The 19,324-nt window shown below is 43.0% G+C and carries 17 protein-coding genes; 5 read left to right on the top strand and 12 right to left on the bottom strand.

Annotation, left to right across the window (positions count from 1 at the left end; all coding sequences use genetic code 11):
• Positions 1-13: 13 nt before the first annotated feature.
• The 10 genes from xerD to tuf form a co-directional block, all read right to left on the bottom strand.
• Positions 14-904: a site-specific tyrosine recombinase XerD gene (xerD, locus tag IGJ05_RS00255; RefSeq protein ID WP_015510075.1), complete on the bottom strand. Its 891-nt coding sequence runs from the start codon at positions 902-904 to the stop codon at positions 14-16.
• Between the two features lie 234 nt (positions 905-1,138).
• Positions 1,139-1,588: a ferric iron uptake transcriptional regulator gene (gene fur, locus IGJ05_RS00250; RefSeq protein ID WP_015510076.1), complete on the bottom strand. Its 450-nt coding sequence runs from the start codon at positions 1,586-1,588 to the stop codon at positions 1,139-1,141.
• Between the two features lie 109 nt (positions 1,589-1,697).
• Positions 1,698-2,561 carry a CvfB family protein gene (locus IGJ05_RS00245; protein ID WP_081116293.1) on the bottom strand — a complete coding sequence of 288 codons (864 nt, stop codon included), beginning with the start codon at positions 2,559-2,561 and terminating at the stop codon, positions 1,698-1,700.
• A 34-nt stretch (positions 2,562-2,595) separates the two neighbouring features.
• Entirely contained in the window at positions 2,596-2,913 is a 318-nt protein-coding gene (locus tag IGJ05_RS00240; RefSeq protein ID WP_010749225.1) for an AzlD domain-containing protein, read from the bottom strand.
• Positions 2,906-3,613 (bottom strand): AzlC family ABC transporter permease, encoded by a 708-nt coding sequence (locus tag IGJ05_RS00235; RefSeq protein ID WP_081116294.1) that lies wholly within the window; start codon positions 3,611-3,613, stop codon positions 2,906-2,908. Before IGJ05_RS00235 ends, IGJ05_RS00240 begins: the two co-directional genes overlap by 8 nt.
• A 118-nt stretch (positions 3,614-3,731) precedes the next feature.
• Positions 3,732-5,627, bottom strand: a complete 1,896-nt coding sequence (locus IGJ05_RS00230) for a cell division site-positioning protein MapZ family protein (RefSeq protein WP_438724970.1) — start codon at positions 5,625-5,627, stop codon at positions 3,732-3,734.
• A gap of 308 nt (positions 5,628-5,935) precedes the next feature.
• Positions 5,936-7,042 carry an RNA polymerase sigma factor RpoD gene (gene rpoD, locus IGJ05_RS00225; RefSeq protein ID WP_005229298.1) on the bottom strand — a complete coding sequence of 369 codons (1,107 nt, stop codon included), beginning with the start codon at positions 7,040-7,042 and terminating at the stop codon, positions 5,936-5,938.
• 23 nt (positions 7,043-7,065) lie between these two features.
• Complete coding sequence (dnaG, locus tag IGJ05_RS00220; RefSeq protein WP_231472943.1) at positions 7,066-8,901, bottom strand: DNA primase; 1,836 nt, start codon at positions 8,899-8,901, stop codon at positions 7,066-7,068.
• Between the two features lie 158 nt (positions 8,902-9,059).
• Positions 9,060-9,689, bottom strand: a complete 630-nt coding sequence (locus tag IGJ05_RS00215) for a lysozyme family protein (RefSeq protein ID WP_225001225.1) — start codon at positions 9,687-9,689, stop codon at positions 9,060-9,062.
• A 212-nt stretch (positions 9,690-9,901) separates the two neighbouring features.
• Positions 9,902-11,089: an elongation factor Tu gene (gene tuf, locus IGJ05_RS00210; protein WP_005229289.1), complete on the bottom strand. Its 1,188-nt coding sequence runs from the start codon at positions 11,087-11,089 to the stop codon at positions 9,902-9,904.
• Between the two features lie 246 nt (positions 11,090-11,335).
• On the opposite strand from tuf, the gene IGJ05_RS00205 reads away from it, so the two are divergent.
• Positions 11,336-11,695, top strand: coding sequence for a YxeA family protein (locus IGJ05_RS00205; RefSeq protein ID WP_015510082.1), 360 nt, complete (start codon positions 11,336-11,338; stop codon positions 11,693-11,695).
• A 195-nt stretch (positions 11,696-11,890) separates the two neighbouring features.
• Here IGJ05_RS00205 and IGJ05_RS00200 read toward each other — a convergent pair whose 3' ends face one another.
• Positions 11,891-12,895 carry a nucleoid-associated protein gene (locus IGJ05_RS00200; RefSeq protein ID WP_005229284.1) on the bottom strand — a complete coding sequence of 335 codons (1,005 nt, stop codon included), beginning with the start codon at positions 12,893-12,895 and terminating at the stop codon, positions 11,891-11,893.
• Between the two features lie 163 nt (positions 12,896-13,058).
• On the opposite strand from IGJ05_RS00200, the gene IGJ05_RS00195 reads away from it, so the two are divergent.
• The 3 genes from IGJ05_RS00195 (at position 13,059) to IGJ05_RS00185 (ending at position 15,046) form a co-directional block, all read left to right on the top strand.
• Entirely contained in the window at positions 13,059-13,904 is an 846-nt protein-coding gene (locus IGJ05_RS00195) for an aldo/keto reductase (protein ID WP_375352071.1), read from the top strand.
• 26 nt (positions 13,905-13,930) lie between these two features.
• A complete protein-coding gene (locus tag IGJ05_RS00190) occupies positions 13,931-14,212 on the top strand; it encodes a hypothetical protein (protein WP_015510084.1) in 282 nt (93 codons plus the stop codon).
• A 114-nt stretch (positions 14,213-14,326) separates the two neighbouring features.
• Entirely contained in the window at positions 14,327-15,046 is a 720-nt protein-coding gene (locus tag IGJ05_RS00185; protein WP_225001223.1) for a hypothetical protein, read from the top strand.
• 38 nt (positions 15,047-15,084) lie between these two features.
• On the opposite strand, the gene IGJ05_RS00180 is transcribed toward IGJ05_RS00185, so the two are convergent.
• Positions 15,085-17,559 (bottom strand): hydroxymethylglutaryl-CoA reductase, degradative, encoded by a 2,475-nt coding sequence (locus tag IGJ05_RS00180; protein ID WP_225001222.1) that lies wholly within the window; start codon positions 17,557-17,559, stop codon positions 15,085-15,087.
• Between the two features lie 192 nt (positions 17,560-17,751).
• Here IGJ05_RS00180 and IGJ05_RS00175 point away from each other — a divergent pair, with 192 nt between their 5' ends.
• On the top strand, positions 17,752-18,912 hold the full coding sequence (locus IGJ05_RS00175; protein WP_010749215.1) for a hydroxymethylglutaryl-CoA synthase: 1,161 nt from the start codon (positions 17,752-17,754) through the stop codon (positions 18,910-18,912).
• Positions 18,913-19,324 lie beyond the last annotated feature (412 nt).

Genomic DNA, 19,324 nt, shown 5'->3' with positions numbered 1-19,324 from the left:
CCATCCTCGATTTCTAGGCGCGCGGAAAGTGCTGCTTGTACACTTCCGTCATCCGTTTCTTCGTTATATGCGTGTAAATCTGAGTGGTCGAGATATCTGCGTGTCCTAACAGCTCTTGAACCGTTCGCAGATCTGCCCCGTTTTCTAATAGATGGGTCGCAAAACTATGGCGCAACGTATGGGGAGTCACATTTTTGGTGATCCCAGCTTGTCGAACCAAGGCTTTTAAATTTTTCCAGATTCCTTGACGAGACAGCTGCGTGCCATGGTTGTTTACAAACAGGTGGCTTTCATCCGGTGTTTTTCTCGTCAAATACGGACGTGCATCGCTGAGATACGTTTCGATCCATTGAATCGCTAAATCCCCTAATGGGACGATCCGTTCTTTGTCGCCTTTCCCGGTTGTTTGCAACAAGCCCATACTTAAATGCAAATCATTCAATTTCAAACCGATCAACTCGCTGACGCGCAAACCTGTCGCATACATCACTTCCAAAATCGCTCGATCGCGAATGCCCAACACCGCTCGAGTATCTGGTGTTTCGATCAAGCGCTCCACTTCCTGCAAACTCAAAGTGTCAGGTAGCTTCTGCTGTTTTTTCGGCGAATCAATATGCTGCATCGGATCATGATCTGTCAACCGTTCTTGACGCAAATATTGATGGAATCTTCGCAAACTGGAAACCATCCGAATCACGGTTGCCGAGGATTTTCCCGCCTCTTGCAAACTTTGCAAAAAAGACAAAACGATCACTCGGTCGATCTGTTGCCACTGCGTCACTTGTTTTTTTTGTAAAAACGCAAGATACTGTTGCAGATCCCGCTGGTAGCTGGCACGGGTATTTTGGGATAGCCCGCGCTCAATGGTCAAATAATGAAGATAATCAATAATTTGTTCGTTCATGGGGCTTCCTCTACTTTCAGCTTTTTTATCATATCAAATTCTGGCTCGTTTAGATAGTAGCTTGCCAACAAAAAAAGAGGCATCTACCCGTATCTTTTTCCCAAGGAAACACCCGAATCATAGCAGATTTTTTGGTTTCTTTCAAATTGGAAAAAAGAGCACTCTTCCTATCGAAACCATCTGACTATCATTCGGGTGATAACAAATTTTTTTCAAATTACCCAGCTACAGACACTAGGCTTTGTTTTGGCATTTTTGGCAGACACCATGAAATGTCAACCGATGATCCTTTACTAAAAAATGGTACTTTTGTTCGACGATCTCTTCGACTGTGCCCAACAGATCCTCTTCAACCTCTTCGATATTGCCGCATTCCAAACACAACAAGTGATGATGGAAATGTTTGGCGCCTTCTTTACGTAGGTCATAACGAGCGACACCGTCATTAAAACTGACTTTATCGACGATTTTCAAATCCGTCAAAATCTCCAATGTTCGATAGACGGTTGCTAAGCCAATCTCAGAATTTTTTTTGCGCACAAAGAAGAAAATCTCTTCGGCGGATAAATGATCTTTCTCATTTTCTAATAAGACCAACAACGTCGCTTCTCGCTGAGGAGTTAATTTGAACCCCGACTCGTGCAATTGTTTCTTGGTCTTTTTTAACGCTGCTGTTGTGTTCATAGTTGCCTCCGTATGCCGCTAATTTATAACGATTCTAATTTGAGTGAGAATCACCCAAGACAAACATTGTAATCATTATAAATTAGAACAGCAAAAGAAACAAGTATTCTCAATTAGGTTTTTTAACAAGAATCGTAAAGCCATCTTTTTGCTCAATCAAACGCTGTTTCATCAAGGTTCCTAACGCCCGTTTAAATTGGCCTTTACTAATACCAAACGTTTGTAAAATCTCTTCTGGTGCTGATTTATCGGTAAAAGGAATTTTATTTTCTGGTGCTCGTTCTAAAAAGGTTAGGACCATGGCGGCATCATTTGAAATCGCCTCGTGGGCTCTTGGTTTCAACGAAAGGTTCAAGACGCCATCTGGACGAATCCCAATCACTCGTCCTTTGACAACTTCCCCAAGACGCGGCTCTTGATAGCGCTCTGATGGGTGGACGAAGCCAATATAAAAATCATCCGTCAATAAGTAGGTTCCCGCTAGTTTTAAGCGATACACGGTACCTGTAACATCTTGATTCTTCATCTGTTCCGTACCATTCTTACTCAGTGCCTTGAAGATTTTCTCATCTGCTAACGAAGCCCATATACGCTCTTTGTCGTCGACGCGCAAGCTGACCATCAAACGATCGCCTTTTTTGGGCCAAAGTTCCCGCATTGTTGGCAATTCATCTAATGAAACCACCATGTCCTTGTCTTTTAAACCGATATCGACGAAAACGCCTAAGTCGCGACGGCTTCCTGTGACTGTACCAAAGGCATAATGCCCTTTGCGGCTTTTCGGAATATTCGTAGTGAGTACATTTTCTTGCTTTTGGTTTTGATAGCCAAACCCTTCGACGGCTTCACCTAAATGATGTTCGCCTTCTTCCTTGGCTAGTCGGAAGGTAACCCCGCCTTTTTGAACAAAATAATTCTGTTCATTTTCATCAATGATCAATCCGCTAAATACGGATGCTAATAAGTCTTTCATCTATTCTCTCCTTCTTCATAAAAACTGCCCGTTGCTAGAAAAAGAAACGCAGCAGTGCCATAGCAATAACGCCTGTGATAACGATCTTCATCAAATCTTTTGTATAATACCCCACCAACAATGCTGGGATACAGGCAACAGTTTCTTTGACTTTCAAGATGGGAAATTGCCCTTCTCGAAAGATCAGCAAATTTTGAACCAACAATGCCGCCAAAATACACAACGGCAAGTAACTCAAAAAGATGGTGAAAGGTTTCGGAAATACGAGCTTTTTAGAAAATAAAAAAGGAACGATCCGCGGAATCCAAGTAACCAACCCACATGCTAGCATTAGTATAACAAAATTAGTCATGATGTGTCACCGTCCCAACCAAACATCCTGCCAAGGTCGCAGCAATTACCGCGATCTCAGCAGTAGAAAAACGCATAAATAAAATCAATGTCCCCACAACTGCCCCGAGTACTAAGAGCGTTTGCTGGGTTTTCTTCTTGAGGGGTCGCTCTACTTGAAATAAAAAAAGACCAACAAACATGGCTACCAAGGCAAAATCTAAGCCTAACGCTTCTGGATCTGGAATAAACGAGCCTAATAGTCCGCCCAAAAAGGTTGCGAAGATCCAACTCAAATACGCCATCACGTTCAACCCATGGGTCCATTTCGCTGTGACTGGTTTGTCTTGTTGCAGTGCCGTCGTCAAAACACCATAGGACTCATCAGTCAAAAGCGTCCCAATCCCAATAGCAGAAAGCAAAGGAGTCTTTTTAAAATAGGAAGCCACTGATAAGCTCATTAAGAAATGTCGTAAATTCACTAAAAAGACGGTTGCGACGATCGTCATGAAAGGTGCTTGAATCGCGAGTAATGCACAAATAATAAATTGAGCACTGCCTGCATAGACAATAATAGACATTAAAATAATTTCAAGAATCGACAACCCAACACCTTTTCCTACGACCCCCATCGCAAAACCAATCCCTAAGTACCCAAGAATCGTTGGTACACAAGCAATGACCCCATCTTCAAAGCGATCATATCTTTCTATTTTCTGCACAAAAAACCCTCCCTGTTTGAACGATTATCTTTCATCATATCGAAAACAGGGAGGGGAAACAAGTATTTTTCACATGTGCATGTAATAACTCTGAAAGTTTTCTAGTGACTCAGGAGACTTAGCGAACGGTGTGATCGTTCCCATTGCCTCTGAAATAGCCAGTTTTGGCGTTTACCGTAAATAAGTATAGCGGGAACGCTGAATCATCCGTTCCTTTAAGCAAGCTGCCTTGGGCATTTGTCGCATAAAAATTGTAATAGCCTTCGCCGTTGACGATCCGCACGCGTTCAAAAGTATAACCACCATCAACCACGTAACCACGGGCAATCGCTGTGGCAATGATTTTTTCTTGGACACCATCTGCCCACACCCAAGCGCTATTGTTTACATCATTCAAATCACTTTGACGGGCTGGAATAATTGGCTGATTATTGGTATTTGTTGGCGTATTTGGCGAAAGCACATACTCTTCTTCAGACGTGCTTTGTGCAGGCGTCGCAGCGCTTGTAGAACCGCCGCTTGAAGCGGAAGCGTTGTTCTCAGAAGCCGCCGCTTGTGCTGCTTCTTGGGCCGCTTGTTGTTGTGCCGCTGCTTCTTGCGTAGCGGTTTCACGCTTCGTCAACGCAGTATCGACTTTGCGCAGATCAGCAGTGAGACTTTCCACCAATGAATCGATCGGTAAAGCTTGGACTTTTTTCATCAAGGCATTGTAGTTCTCACGGGTGACACTTGCAGGTGCTTCACCATCACCACTTAAAGCCACCATGCTCTTCACTGCATTTTGAACTTCCTCGATCGCGCTGAACTCTTTTTGTCCCATGTCGATGGCTTGATTGATCAACTCATCAAAGGCATCCCCGTTCTCGCGCTTCGCCATTGTGACAGCAGCTGCTTCTTTCAATGAAACTTCTTCCAACTGATCCTCCACAACGGCAGGACTGCTAAAATAGCTGTTGATTTCGGTCAAAGCTGCTAGTTTGTCAGCGATCGTCTCTGCTTCTTGTGACAAGGCATCGTACCGTTCATGGTCTTGAAACTCTGCCAACTGATTCGTCACAGCCGTCAGCTGTTCTGCTGTCTTGTCGCTTTTAATGAACACTCGTTCATCATTTGTATAAAAATCATTCAGCTCATTTTCAATTTGATCGAGTGTACGGTTTTCTTGCGCCAGTTGCGTTTGGCGGGCAGTTTCTTGTTGCTGCTGTTGATAGTAGTACGCCCAACCGCCACCAGCTGCCACTAATAAACAAGCCGCTGTAATATAGAGTGCTTTGCGAGGACTCTTCTTTTTTTCGCTAGGCGTCGACGTTTTTTCTTCAGTAGTCGCCTTTTTCGGTGCTTCATCCGCTGCGGTGATCGGCTCAGGAATTGGATCGATCACTGGTTCTGGCTGCTTCTTCGCTTCTTTAATGACTGGATCCGTCACTGGTTCATCTTCGCTTATCAGTAGAGGTTCCTCACTGGCTTGTTCCTGACTTTCTTCTTCAGTAGCAGACAAATCATCAGCGTCGGCTTCTGCTTCTAGAGCAGCGGCTTTTTCTTCTTCATCAAGTTTGTGTTGGCGGATATAAGCAGCCAAAATATCAGCGTCATGCTGTTCCTCCGTACTTAATGCATCGGTTTCACTTGCTTCCTCACTGGCTGATGTCGTTTGCTCTTGCGTTGCGCTAGAGCTTTCTACTTCCGTTTTTTCCTCAGCTTCTTTCTTAGAGGCTGATGTGGGGGGTACGTGTTGCTCATCGGAAAGAGTCCCTTGCTGCGCGAGGTCGATCGTTTCTTCATTTGAGGATGGCCGATCACCTAAGTGCTCCTCCATTTTTCCGATTGGGACGTTTTTAAAGTCTGACCAGCGAATATCATCATTTTTATTCTGGGGCTCTTCTGGCGTAACGGAAGAGTCAGATGTTGGTTCCAGTTCATTCTCCTTTGCCTGGTTCCATTGGAACCCGCAATTGGGACAAACGGGTGTTTCTTCTATTGCTTGAAATCCACATTCAGGACATGTCTTCTTCATTGATTCAAACTGACTCCTTTTGTTTTTTGCATTTCCTTTTATAAAGCAGTTGCCTCTTTTATCAGACGCTTGCTGTACCTACTGCTTCTTTTTTTAGACCAGCAAATAATGGGTCTTTTTTGACACTTCGTTGTTTGTTACGTTTTGATGCAGATGCACAAAATTAAATTTATCACATTCTTGGCAATTAGCCAACACTTGCTTGGTTACGTTTTTATTAAGTTCTTTACCAATCTTGTGTCGAGAGGACAGAATCTGAATAAAAAAGACTTTCCAAAGGGTTCCTTTGGAAAGTCGATAAACCTTGATTATTCTAAGAAATCTTTCAATTGTTTTGAACGAGATGGATGGCGTAGTTTCCGTAATGCTTTTGCTTCAATCTGACGAATCCGTTCTCTCGTTACCCCAAAGACTTTGCCGACTTCTTCTAATGTCCGAGTACGACCATCATCGATTCCGAAACGCAAGCGCAGCACGTTTTCTTCACGATCAGTCAACGTATCCAGTACATCTTCTAACTGCTCTTTCAACAGCTCATAAGCCGCATGCTCTGCTGGACTTGTGGCATCTTGGTCTTCAATAAAATCACCTAGATGAGAATCGTCTTCTTCGCCGATCGGTGTTTCTAATGAAACAGGTTCTTGAGCGATCTTCAAGATTTCACGAACTTTTTCCGTCGGCAGATCCATTTCTGCGCCGATTTCTTCTGGTGTCGGTTCGCGCCCTAAGTCTTGCAGCAATTGCCGTTGAATACGGATCAATTTGTTGATGGTTTCCACCATATGCACAGGAATACGAATGGTTCGCGCTTGGTCAGCGATCGCACGGGTGATCGCTTGACGGATCCACCAGGTCGCATACGTCGAGAATTTGAACCCTTTGCGGTAGTCGAATTTCTCAACGGCTTTCATCAAGCCCATGTTTCCTTCTTGGATCAAATCAAGGAATTGCATTCCTCGACCCACATAACGTTTGGCAATACTAACGACCAAACGTAGGTTGGCTTCTGCCAAACGCTGTTTTGCCTCTTGGTCGCCTTCTTCGATTTTCAGTGCGAGAGCCACTTCTTCTTCTGCGGTCAATAACGGCACACGACCGATTTCTTTCAAGTACATCCGAACGGGGTCATTGATTTTCACACCAGTTGGTGCAGACAGATCTTCTTGAGGTTGTGTTTCTTGTCGTTTTTCATTGCTCTTTAGACTATGGACTGAAGGCTCTCCATTTTCATCCACGACACTGATGCCTGAATCCTCCAGTTTTTGAATTAATTTGTCCATTGCATCAGCATCCAAAGTATACGGCGTTGCTAAACGATTCGTAATGTCATCGTAAACAACTTGCCCCTTTGTTTTGTTTTCTCGGATGTATTCGGCAACTGCTTTGTCATACGTTTTTTTTGTTTCTTCTGCCATGAAAGAAAGCCCCTTTCAGTTCGCTATTTAGCTTGTTTCAACCGTTTGGTCAAATCAATGATTTCGATCGCAAGTTCAAGTTCTAATTGCTGGTTTCCTTTTTGTCTTGCTTCTTGCTGCTGGATTCGTTTTTGATTGATTTCTTCAGCAATGCCCGACTTTTGAAATACCTGCAGAATGTCCTGAAATTCTTGTTCAGTCCCTTCCTCAGAAGCTTTAAGATCTGCAATATCGATCACCATTTTTTTCATTGAATCTTCTTTTAAAAAATCTAAGAACTTTGCTAAAACAAAGTGTTCTTCTGTTTCCATATACGCATCAAACAGCAGATAAAGCTGTTGGTAACGATCATGGATAAAGGATATGCCACTCGCTCGAAAGCGATGGTTTAACGTACTGTCATGAAACAAACGGTACAATAATAATTCTTGTGCTTTTTCTACCTGTGTTTTGGGCTGCTGCCGCGTAGGCGGCGTGAAGACCATAGGATTGGTTGTTGGCGCTGGCGGCGGTGCATCTTGCCGCGGCTGCTGCTCTTGCCGGTTTTGCTTGAGCTGCTGCTGCAAGGTCTCACGGCTCAAGTTGAACTCTGTGGACAGCTGAGTCAAATAACGGTCTTGCTCCAACAAAGAATCTACCCGCTGTAATTCATTTAAAACGACTTGGACATAATCTAGCTGCTCTTTCTCATTGGCCAAATTTCGATTCGCTCGATGGTAATCCATTTTGAAAGCAAAGACGGTTTCTTTCCCATGTACAGCTAATTTATAAAAAGCTTCTGTCCCATATTTGCGCAAATAGTCATCTGGGTCCATCCGTTCCGGCACTCGAACCACAGATAATTTCAAGCGGCTATTGTTTTGCAAAAGATCGATCCCACGGTTCGTGGCTTCAACCCCTGCACTATCTCCATCGTAACAAAGAATCACTTCTTGTGCCACTCGCTCGATGTGGGCGATCTGCTGATTGGTCAGGCTGGTCCCCATCGAGGCGATCCCATTTTCGATCCCTGCTTGCCAAGCGGCGATCACGTCCATAAATCCTTCAAATAAATACACTTGGCCATCTTTACGCATCGCTCGTCGCGCTTTGTCAAAGTTGAAAAGAACCTCGCGTTTATTGAAAAGAATCGTTTCAGGACTATTTAAATATTTTGGTTGGTCTTGATCACCGACTTTTTCGCTTGCTAACCACCGACCAGAAAAACCAATCGTTTTCCCCTGAGGATTGCGGATCGGAAACATGATTCGCTGGTAAAAGCGATCCGCCAGTGAGCCATCGTTGCGCTGAACAAAGAGTCCTGTATCAGGAAAAAACTCTGCTTTGGCTTTTTCATTCAAAAAAACTTTCTCCAAAAACGAGCGTTCATTCGGTGCAAAGCCAATATTGAACTCTTCGATCAGTGCCATCGTCAATCCACGATCTAATAAATAATCAAGTGCTTCTTGTCCAGCAGCCGTATTCACCAACATGTGATGATAGACTTCGGCGGCTTTTTCATGTAACGCAATCAATTGACTCGTTTGTGAGGTCGCTTCATTGATGCCTTCAGACTGCTGATATTGCGGATCAAGAGGAATATCGTTCATTTCTGCTACTTTGACGACTGCTTCTGGAAAACTGATCCCTTCAAGCTCCTGTAAGAAACCATACACATTTCCACCACGACCACAACCAAAGCAATGAAAAATTTGTTTGTCCTCTGCAACGGAAAAAGAAGGTGATTTTTCATTATGGAACGGACACAAACCAAAATAATTTTTTCCAGACTTCTTTAACTGGACATACTGTCCCACGATATCGACGATATTGCTACGTTCGCGAATGTCGTCAATGACCGTTTGAGGAATTCGTGCCATCCACTCACCTCCATTTGGTAAGTATTCATCGGTTTACTAGGTAAAAAAACGCACTAATAGATATCAGTGCGAAGAATAATTAGACAGAATCACTCATAATGATTTTACCATATTTTATTTGTATTTCAAGCTTTTTTGTTTCACTTATTTTACAACGCTTATGAAAAGAAACGCGCCGTAACATTGATCTTCCATTGATTCATTTTTATTAAATCAGCGTAGAATAAATTGCCGCCGTTATGATACAGGTGACCACCATTATAAAATACGGATTGGATGCCCCAGTAACGATAGGTTTGTTCCGTATCATTGCCTAACAATGGAGATAAAACCTCTCTGGAATATGTTTCTGCTAACTCTAAGGTGTTCACTCCCCCTCGGCCAGCGACATAATCAATATAATCTGTACCAAAATTATACGCCTGTACGGCGGTCCAAAGATCACAGTTCATTTGCTCGGCTTTTTCAATCAACTCAGCTAAATAGGAAACACCTTGTTCGATGCTTTGTTCTGGCGTATCGAACTGATTTTGTTTTCCATAAACACTTTCAGAACTTTGCATCGGGTCGTTGCCTTGTCCTTTTGACTCCGTCAGCATGATGCTCATGGCTAATGACTGATATTCAGAGATGTCGTGGGCTTGCGTCTGTTGCGCGATTGCTTCTTCATACGCATAGACAGCTTTCAATGCCGTGTAGTTTCGATAGACCCAAACCCCTGCCCCGATCAGCAGCAGCACGAGGGCCAGCTTCAGTATAAATCCTAGGAAACGTCGAATTTTTCTCATCAAATACATCCCATCTTTTCTAAGTCAGAATCTATCGTACTATGAAATGAACGGGCTGACTAGAATTTTTTCTCTCCTAAAAAATCCTTAATAAAATCACAAGATTATTTAGAAAAAAACAAGCAATCCTAAGCTGACCGAGGGATTGGCGATCTTTCGACAAGAAAAAGGAAACAGCGCTTCTTCAAAAGGAAGCACTGTTTCACTCATCATTATTTTTCGATCGTGGTAACAATACCAGAACCGACTGTTCGTCCACCTTCACGAATCGAGAAGGTCGTTCCATTTTCTACAGCGATCGGATGGATCAATTCCACATCGATCGTTACGTTGTCACCAGGCATCACCATTTCCGTTCCTTCTGGTAAAACGATATTCCCAGTTACGTCCGTTGTACGGAAGTAAAATTGTGGGCGATAGTTATTAAAGAATGGGGTATGGCGACCGCCTTCTTCTTTTGTCAACACATAGACTTCCGCTTGGAATTTCGTATGCGGTGTGATAGAACCTGGTTTTGCTAACACTTGGCCACGTTCAATTTCATCACGGGTGATGCCCCGTAACAATACCCCTACGTTATCGCCAGCTTCTCCGAAGTCCATCGTTTTGCGGAACATTTCTACCCCTGTCACGACTGCTTTTTGTGTTTCAGGTTTGATTCCGACGATTTCTACTTCATCCCCGACTTTTACCATGCCGCGATCGATCCGACCAGAAGCAACGGTTCCCCGTCCTGTGATCGAAAAGACATCTTCGATCGGTAACAACAATGGTTTGTCAGTATCTCGTTCAGGCGTTGGGATATATTCATCTACTGTATCCATCAGCGTTAAGATCGCTGCTTCAGCATCTGGGTCACCTTCCAAGGCTTTTAACGCAGAGCCCTTGATCACAGGAATGTCGTCGCCAGGAAAATCATATTCAGTCAGCAATTCTCTGACTTCCATTTCAACTAAATCGATCAACTCGTCATCATCGACAAGGTCCGTCTTATTCAAAAAGACGATCAAATGTTTCACACCCACTTGACGAGAAAGCAAAATATGCTCCCGTGTTTGTGGCATTGGGCCATCTGTCGCTGATACGACCAAGATTGCGCCGTCCATTTGAGCAGCCCCTGTAATCATATTTTTCACATAATCCGCGTGTCCCGGTGCATCGATATGGGCATAGTGGCGTTTTTCCGTTTCATATTCCACATGAGCAGTATTGATTGTGATACCACGTTCGCGTTCCTCAGGAGCCGCGTCGATACTTGCGTAATCTTGCGGATTGGCAAGCCCTTTTTTCCCAAGAACTGTCGTAATTGCAGCAGTCAAGGTGGTTTTCCCATGGTCGACGTGTCCAATCGTTCCGATGTTGACATGGGGTTTGCTACGATCATAATGTTGTTTTGCCATATTGTTTCCCTCCTAGAGAAAGTTGAGTCGTTGGTTGACTCGAATCATATTTTTGCGATTTACGCTTCCAAAGAGATAAGGATTAACTTATTTTTTGTAAGTTTAAATCTACCCTTATTATAGGTCAAAATTAGTCAAAGTCAAGCAAGAGGTCTCGGCAACTAATCCCTAAGAATTTCTTTGCTTTTTGTGATCCATTGGACGCAAGCCTAGTTTTTATGAATAATAGAAGATGAGGTGAGAAATGTGAAGAAAATCATTGCAGCGCTGGTTTTTACAGCAATTTTCCTTGGCGGCTGCTTCCTTACTTATGATTATTACTATGGTGGAAGTGACTACTATACAGTTATCAACGATGCGGGGGAACACGATACCGAGGTCAGTGACGAGGGGGTCGTTGAAAACATCTATCGTTATACACAAACAGCCTACAGCGCCTCTGGTGACGTCAAAACGGTCAAAATGAATGAACATCGTTCCGCTCCTTTGAAAGAAGGCGCCTATTTGAAACTATTGGTCAATCCAAACAAAGGCGTTATAAGCTGGGAAGAAGTTTCTGAAGAAGACGTTCCTCAAGCGGCTCTCGAAAAGTTGACCCCTCAATAATTGCTGCTGTCGATCAAGCAAGCGTCTGTAAAAAAGCAGGGCGTCCTCTTTCTAAATGAGGACGCCCTGCTTTTTGTGCTCTATTAATTATGGGCCTGATGAATCAGAATTGATTCTTCAGCTCCATTTTCATTATTGACAAAGAGCCGCTTTTTTGTACTTGTTCTGCCATCGTCTGCTTAGAAACAGCTCTTGTTACATCCGATTGATCACTTCTTCTACATTTTTGATCGTTACGGAAATCGTGCCATCGGGATTATTGATAAATTCGATCAAATTCGGATCTCGGTAAACATCCAAAGGAACGATCAATTCGATTCCATTCGATAATTTTAGTTTTTGCTTACCAAATTTTTTCTCCGAGATTTCACGAACATCCCGCATCATCGGTGCTTGATTGACGAATCCTTTTTCAACCACTTCTTCTTGAAATGAAAGCTGAGCAGTAATATTGTCTTTAAAAACTTTTTGCGCCACTTCACTCACATCGATATGACCAGACTCTTCGATCGTATCGTAGACCGCTTCTTTCAAATCGGCAACGACGTTATAGGTGGGTGTTTCAAATTTCTGACCAATTTTTTCGGCTACTTTTTTGATGACTTTGACATTTTCTTCTAAAGATGGGATCGGTTCGGCATCAATGACTTTTGTTGAAAAGTAGGCGTATTTTTCACCTGAAAAGCTATATTTCTTTTCAATCAGTTCAAAGTCTAAGCTCTCCACATCGATCGTGATCCCTTCATCTGCCTTTTGGGTTTTACCTGCTAGTAAGGCACGATGCAAAATCAAATTATTTTCGATCCCAGCCTCCCCATTATCAATAAAATGCGTATAGCCATCTTGATAATTGACCTTCAAAAAAGCCAGCTGCATTCTTGTATCTAATTCATATAAGACGACAAACGCATCCGCACTTGGCGCATCTTCACTTTCCTTGTACGCTTCATACCAGCGTTGCACGATCGCTTCACTGGCTGCGATAAAGTCGTCTGGTGCTTGTTTGACCAATTGAGCGATCGTTGAAGTTTCGAGTAAACGACCTGTTTTGGTTTGCGGTGTAGCAAGTTTCTGTATTTTCTTCGTCAAATAATCACGAATGTATTCCGTTGTTAAATCAAGTTCAACTTGAGAAAAAACTGGATCGCCTGTTTGACGGTCCACAATGTGTAAAATCGCATGTTTCAAATAAATATCCATTGGTTACGCTCCTTATCCATTTGTCTAGTGTACAAAATAAATAGGCGAACTGACAAGAGCGAATCGGCATTTTCCTTCAACATTCGCTTTCTTTTTAAAAGGTGCAATCATTGGAAATTCCTGCCTCGTCTGCTAAACTAGAAGTATCACAGAAAACGGAGGAATGAACATGAACAGCTATACGTTATCAAACAATGTGACCATCCCTGAGCTAGGCTTTGGCACATGGCAAACACCAGACGGCGACGTTGCCGTAGCATCAGTCAAAAAAGCACTGGACGTAGGTTACCGCCATATTGATACAGCACAAGGCTATAAAAATGAAGCCAGTGTTGGTCAAGCGATCAAAGAAAGCGGCATTCCCCGCGAAGAGCTTTTCTTGACTACAAAATTATGGAATGCGAACCATTCTTATGATCTTGTGATGTCCTCTTTTGAAGAATCTTTAGAAAAATTACAAACAGACTATATCGATCTTTTCTTGATCCATTGGCCAAATCCAGTGGCTTTTCGCGACAATTGGCAAACAGCGAACGCAGAAACATGGCGTGCTTTTGAAGAGTTGTATCAAGCAGGTAAAATCAAAGCGATCGGCGTCAGCAACTTCTTACCACATCATTTTGAAGAATTGAAAAAAACAGCGACTATCTTCCCAATGGTCAATCAAATTTTCCTTGCACCTGGCGAGTTACAAGAAGAAGTCGTGACTTATTGCCAAGAACACGATGTATTGCTTGAAGCATACAGCCCATTAGGTACTGGGAAGATCTTTGATGTACCAGAAATGAAAGCATTAGCTGAAAAGCATCAAAAATCAATCGCTCAAGTTGCATTACGCTGGTCTTTACAACATGGTTTCTTGCCATTACCAAAATCAGTCACACCAAGTCGGATCGAAGAAAACATTCACGTCTTTGATTTTGAGCTATCTGAAGAGGACATGAAAACGATCGATCAATTAGATGGTGTGGTTGGGAAAGCGACCAATCCAGATACGACAGGGTTTTAATTTCACTCTCTATAAAGGAGAAGCCTATGAAAAAAACTGATTTGAATCACCTCTCCCCTGCTGTTCAAAAAGCCTTACATGCTGATTTTGTTTTTCTCGTTTGGCCAGACAAAGTCCAACACTTTCCAGCACGTCAATGGACGACCAGCGACTATCAGCAGATGCTGACCGAGAAACTTACTGGGGAACCACGCTTTTTTCTTTGGGAAAACTACTTAGTCGCCACTGGAGAAAATGACCTTTTGGTCCTGATGCCTAAGTACCATCAAATCAATGATCTAGTAGAAACACCAGCGCCGCTTTTTTAGCAGCGTTGGTGTTTTTTCAGGAAGTATATAAATTTTTTTGTATTTTTTCATGAGAATCACTGTTCTTTTCTGCAAATTTTCCTTATAATCGATAGTGATCGAGAGGAGAAGATTATGAAAAAGAAACAATTAGCAAAATTGAAACAACAATTCCGCCCGTCTTATGAAACAGCTCGACAACAGTTGTTTACAGCGATCGAGCGCAAAACAGCAGATAAGTTTGACCTTCCGACGACTGTGTATATCAATCCTAAAAACCAAGAGGAATTATTGATTGAATTGTTGAAGGAAACGCCAAAAGAGCAAAAAATCGCTGTTCCTTTAGATGAAAATTTCAAGATCGTTGTGAAACGAATCCAACGGCTAGAAGCTGGTTTGCTTGATCGTTTCAGCGATAACTTAGTCGATGAGATCGCTGCTTACTGGTTGCCGACCAATACGCAAGAAAGTGCGGCACCCGCTCCTGCAAAAGAACCAGCGAAAGTGAAGGAAGAATCAGCACCATCTGAAGCGGCTGCACCGACTACCTCTGCATCAACTAAAGAAGTAGAAAAAGCAACTGAAACAATGGCTGATACTGCTGACGACACAATGACTTTTTCAGCATTTGCTGAAAAAATTGCAGCATTCCCTAAATTTTCTGCCAAACAATCTTCAGGAGAAACGATCGTGATCGAAGCTTCCCCGAAAGAAGATCGTGTTCTAGCAACGATTTCTGAAACAGAAAGTGATACTTTTACCATCGAAACTGCGCTAGAGCGCAAATACAAAGTAAAATTAGAAGTCATTCCATTGATCGAGGCGTATGCCCACACGGCGATTTCGAAACGATAAACAAAAGGTTCTCTAGACAAATGCCTAGAGAACCTTTTTTAATTGCGTATTTCGGTTAAAAATTTACGGGCTTGCTCTTGGTTCATTTGAGTCGCAGCTCGCAGCTTAGCTGCAAGCTGTTCAATCTCGTTTCCTTTTGCTCCAACTGAAATAGCTAATGAACGGGCTTGCATACTCATATGGCCTTGCTGGATACCTTCTGAAACCAATGCTCGCAACGCTGCCAGATTCTGAACCAACCCGACACTTGCCGCCAGCGAAGCTAACTCACTCGCCGTTTCAACACCAGTCAATGCCAACGCAGCTTGGGCTTTTGGCAATATTTTTGTGGCACCCCCGACTGTGGCGATCGCCAACGGCAGTGTGATACTACCAATCAAACGGTCTTCTATGATGGTCCAGGAAGTCAACCCTTGCATGCGGCCATTACGGGCAGCATAGCCATGACAAGCGGCAGAAACGGCGCGAGTGTCGTTTCCGGTAGCCAAAATCAGCGCTTCAACGCCATTCATTATCCCTTTGTTATGGGTAGCGGCACGATATGGATCGATCTTGGCAAAATCAGCTGCATGAACAATTTTTCCGGCAACTTGTCTGCCATTTCCGGTCTTGCTCAATTTGTCAAAAGGTACCGAGCAAGTGGCTGTTACTAACGATTCCGTAGCGAGATTGCTTAAAATACTAAAGAGAATTTCTTCTTCTGGGAACCATTTTCGAAAAAGCTCTGCCACTCCTTCTAAAATCGAATTGATGATATTGGCGCCCATCGCATCTTTGACATCAACCATTAAATCGATCGACACATAAGCGGTTGCTAAGTCAGATTCTGCTGGCGAGAAGTTCCGACCGATCACTCTTCGCAATCCACCGCCGCGTTTCACGATGGAAGGATACGTCTCATTCGCCACTGCAAAGATCGTTGCTTGCTCGGATTCAACTTTTGCCAAAATCGCTTCCGGATCCTGAACATCCATAAAGACGATCTGGCCTCGAAGCAAACGTTCTTGACTGGTCGTTGTAATGGGCCCAGCCATTTTTGCTCCATTGCTCATCGCTGCGATCACCGAGGGTTCTTCTGTGGCTAACGGGACATTGTATGCTTTGCCATTCACCTGCAGGTTCAGCCCTACGCCTAACGGGATCTCTACTTCACTGATTTGGTTTTCGATCAAGTGATTAGCAGTTTCCTTGTTTAGCGTCATTTCTTGAAAAACCAAGGATTCTGCTGCTGTGATCGCTCCTTGTGCTTCAAGAAAGGCTAATCGTTCATTAGGCGCGAGGGCGTAAAACTTTTTTTTTTCTGTTTTTTCTGATGCCGACTCTTCATCAAAATTCGTTTGACTTGCTGTCGCCGAAGGATTTTCTAACAGCATCGCTAGCCCTAATCCGCCACCGACACACAAAGAGGCGATTCCATAGCGCTCTTGGGTGTCTTTTAGCTGATAAGCGACGGTCGTTGCGATCCGCGCGCCAGTCGCTCCAATGGCATGTCCCAGTGAAATGCCCCCGCCGTAACGGTTGACTTTCTTCGGATCCAAACCAAGTTCACGTTCTACTACGATCGAAGAAGCTGCAAAGGCTTCATTGATCTCAAAAATACCGATATCTTCAATCGTCAGTGCTTGCTTTTTCAGTAACGTATCGATTGCTTTGATTGGTGAGATTCCCATGATCTCTGGGGCGAAACCGACTTCGACGATCTCTTTGATCACTGCCAGATAAGGAATCTGATGCTCTTCACAATAGCTTTTTGACGCGATCAAGACCATGGCCGCCCCATCATTGATGGTTGAGGCGTTCCCAGCAGTCACCGTACCGTCTTTTTTGAAAACTGTTTTTAATTCAGCTAATTTTTCGACTGTCGTAGCGGCGCGAATGCCTTCGTCCTGAAGAACGGTCGCCGATTTTTCAGTCAACGGCACGATCTCTTGATCAAATTTCTTTGCTGCTTGCGCTTTGGCAGCTTTCATTTGTGAGTGGTAGGCAAACTCATCTTGCTCTTTGCGAGTGATCCCGTATCTTTCTGCTACCGTCTCAGCCGTCAGTCCCATTGGCTTGCTACTGAATGCATCTGTTAATCCGTCATGCATCATTGTTGACACCGGGGCTGAATACTGATCTTCCGCCTTGTTATAATAACTAAAGAGCGGCGCATTCGTCATACTTTCAATCCCACCAGTCAATACGACGGATGCCTTGTTCAATTGAATTTGCTCCATCCCCATTAGAATCGCTTTCATTCCCGAACCACATACTTCGTTGATCGTTGAGGCTGGAATATCTGAGGAAAGTCCACTTTGCAAGGAAACTTGGCGTCCTGGATTTTGACCACTGCCTGCTTGTAGCACATTTCCGATAATCACTTGTGCGATATGTTCTTTTGCTTGTTGGTTTCTTGCCAACAAGGCTTTTGCAGCGACTGTTCCTAATTCTACCGCTGTATATTCTTTTAATGACCCATGGTATTTGCCAATTGGCGTTCTTAGTGCGTCGATAATGACAACTTCTTCCACGTACGTCACCTCCTCTTGAAATATATCATTAAATTCTCCAAAAAAGAATACCCCACATTCGGTTGTCGCACCCTTTTCTACTTTCTTTAATAAAGTTTAAATTCTAATCAATTCTTTTTCATTTTTTTCAAAAAATATGATACCTTAGAACGTGTAGCCTACTAAGTATGTAGAACATAAAGGAGCGACGGAATGAACGTTGGTATTGATAAAATAAATTTTTTTGTCCCCCCCTATTTTATAGATATGGTTGATCTAGCTCACGCCCGAGAGGTAGACCCGAATAAATTTACGATCGGGATCGGTCAAGATCAAATGGCGGTCAATAAAAAAACACAAGATATCGTCACCTTTGCCATGCACGCGGCAAAAGATATCCTTTCGAAAGAAGATTTACAAGCAATTGATATGGTGATCGTCGGAACAGAATCTGGCATCGATGAATCAAAAGCTTCGGCAGTGGTTTTGCATCGCCTATTAGGTATCCAGCCATTTGCACGGTCCTTTGAAATCAAAGAGGCGTGTTACGGCGCAACGGCGGGCTTACAATTTGCCAAAGCCCATGTACAAGCCAATCCACAAAGCAAAGTTTTGGTCGTGGCTTCAGATATCGCCCGTTATGGCTTAGCTTCTGGTGGCGAGCCCACTCAAGGTGTGGGAGCTGTTGCTATGTTGATCTCGGCGGATCCAGCAATTTTGCAGCTTGAAAATGATAATTTGATGTTGACGCAAGATATTTATGATTTTTGGCGTCCAGTAGGACATCAATATCCAATGGTAGATGGTCATTTGTCAAATGCCGTTTATATCGATTCTTTCAAACAAGTTTGGCAAGCCCATTGCGAAAAAAATCAGCGGACAGCAAAAGATTATGCGGCTTTGAGCTTCCATATCCCTTATACAAAAATGGGTAAAAAAGCCTTGTTGGCTGTTTTTGCCGAAGAAGATGAAACAGAACAAAAACGCCTGATGGCTCGCTATGAAGAATCAATCGTTTACAGTCGTCGTACCGGCAACTTGTATACTGGTTCACTGTATCTGGGCTTGATCTCTTTATTGGAAAATTCCTCTAGCCTGCAAGCAAATGATCGAATCGGATTATTTAGCTACGGATCTGGAGCGGTTGCTGAATTTTTCAGCGGCTTGTTGGTACCTGGCTATGAAAAACAGTTGGCGCAAGCGGCCCACCAAGCGTTGCTCGATGACCGTCAAAAACTAACGATCGCTGAATACGAAGCGATGTTCAATGAGACGATCGATATCGATCAAGATCAATCCTTCGAAGATGATCTGCTTTATAGTATTCGTGAAATCAAAAATACCATTCGTTATTATAAAGAAGAAAACGAATGACCCTGAAAAAAACTTTGCTTCTTTTTTAGCTAAAAAGCTTGAAGGAACAAAGTTTTTTTTCTTTCTTTGAAAATGATTGAAACAAAACTTGTTTTCCAAACATTTTCTGCATGTTATTCAAAAATTTTCAGATAATTCAGGAAAAACATTTGACAGTACGCTTTTTTTTGTCTATACTAAAATCAATTCAAGTTTGGAGGAACTTTTTATGTTAAACACGACCGTATCCCCACAACTGAATACCTTTTACTTTAGCTACTTTAGATAGTTTGTATTCATATCACATTATGGATGCAAACCAAAAACGAGTTTTGTTTGTATCTATGATGGCTAAAGCATTTTAACTTGAACTTGCAGCCATGTAGAAAATCTTCTAAATGGTTGCCAATAGACGTTTACGCTTGGTATAGGA

It is taken from the genome of Enterococcus sp. AZ167 (genome assembly GCF_051714025.1).
Lineage (GTDB): Bacteria > Bacillota > Bacilli > Lactobacillales > Enterococcaceae > Enterococcus_D > Enterococcus_D casseliflavus.
The sequence above is the reverse complement of the archived record's forward strand: the minus strand, read 5'-3'. Positions and strand labels throughout refer to the sequence as shown.

Excerpts from the sequence above, each read along its gene's own strand:
- IGJ05_RS00175 (WP_010749215.1), top strand. The coding sequence starts at position 17,752 with ATGAACGTTGGTATTGATAAAATAAATTTTTTTGTCCCCCCCTATTTT.
- IGJ05_RS00230 (WP_438724970.1), bottom strand. The coding sequence starts at position 5,627 with ATGAAGAAGACATGTCCTGAATGTGGATTTCAAGCAATAGAAGAAACA.
- IGJ05_RS00245 (WP_081116293.1), bottom strand. The coding sequence starts at position 2,561 with ATGAAAGACTTATTAGCATCCGTATTTAGCGGATTGATCATTGATGAA.
- tuf (WP_005229289.1), bottom strand. The coding sequence starts at position 11,089 with ATGGCAAAACAACATTATGATCGTAGCAAACCCCATGTCAACATCGGA.
- rpoD (WP_005229298.1), bottom strand. The coding sequence starts at position 7,042 with ATGGCAGAAGAAACAAAAAAAACGTATGACAAAGCAGTTGCCGAATAC.
- fur (WP_015510076.1), bottom strand. The coding sequence starts at position 1,588 with ATGAACACAACAGCAGCGTTAAAAAAGACCAAGAAACAATTGCACGAG.
- IGJ05_RS00195 (WP_375352071.1), top strand. The coding sequence starts at position 13,059 with ATGAACATGAACAGCTATACGTTATCAAACAATGTGACCATCCCTGAG.
- IGJ05_RS00215 (WP_225001225.1), bottom strand. The coding sequence starts at position 9,689 with ATGAGAAAAATTCGACGTTTCCTAGGATTTATACTGAAGCTGGCCCTC.
- xerD (WP_015510075.1), bottom strand. The coding sequence starts at position 904 with ATGAACGAACAAATTATTGATTATCTTCATTATTTGACCATTGAGCGC.
- IGJ05_RS00190 (WP_015510084.1), top strand. The coding sequence starts at position 13,931 with ATGAAAAAAACTGATTTGAATCACCTCTCCCCTGCTGTTCAAAAAGCC.
- dnaG (WP_231472943.1), bottom strand. The coding sequence starts at position 8,901 with ATGGCACGAATTCCTCAAACGGTCATTGACGACATTCGCGAACGTAGC.
- IGJ05_RS00240 (WP_010749225.1), bottom strand. The coding sequence starts at position 2,913 with ATGACTAATTTTGTTATACTAATGCTAGCATGTGGGTTGGTTACTTGG.
- IGJ05_RS00185 (WP_225001223.1), top strand. The coding sequence starts at position 14,327 with ATGAAAAAGAAACAATTAGCAAAATTGAAACAACAATTCCGCCCGTCT.
- IGJ05_RS00200 (WP_005229284.1), bottom strand. The coding sequence starts at position 12,895 with ATGGATATTTATTTGAAACATGCGATTTTACACATTGTGGACCGTCAA.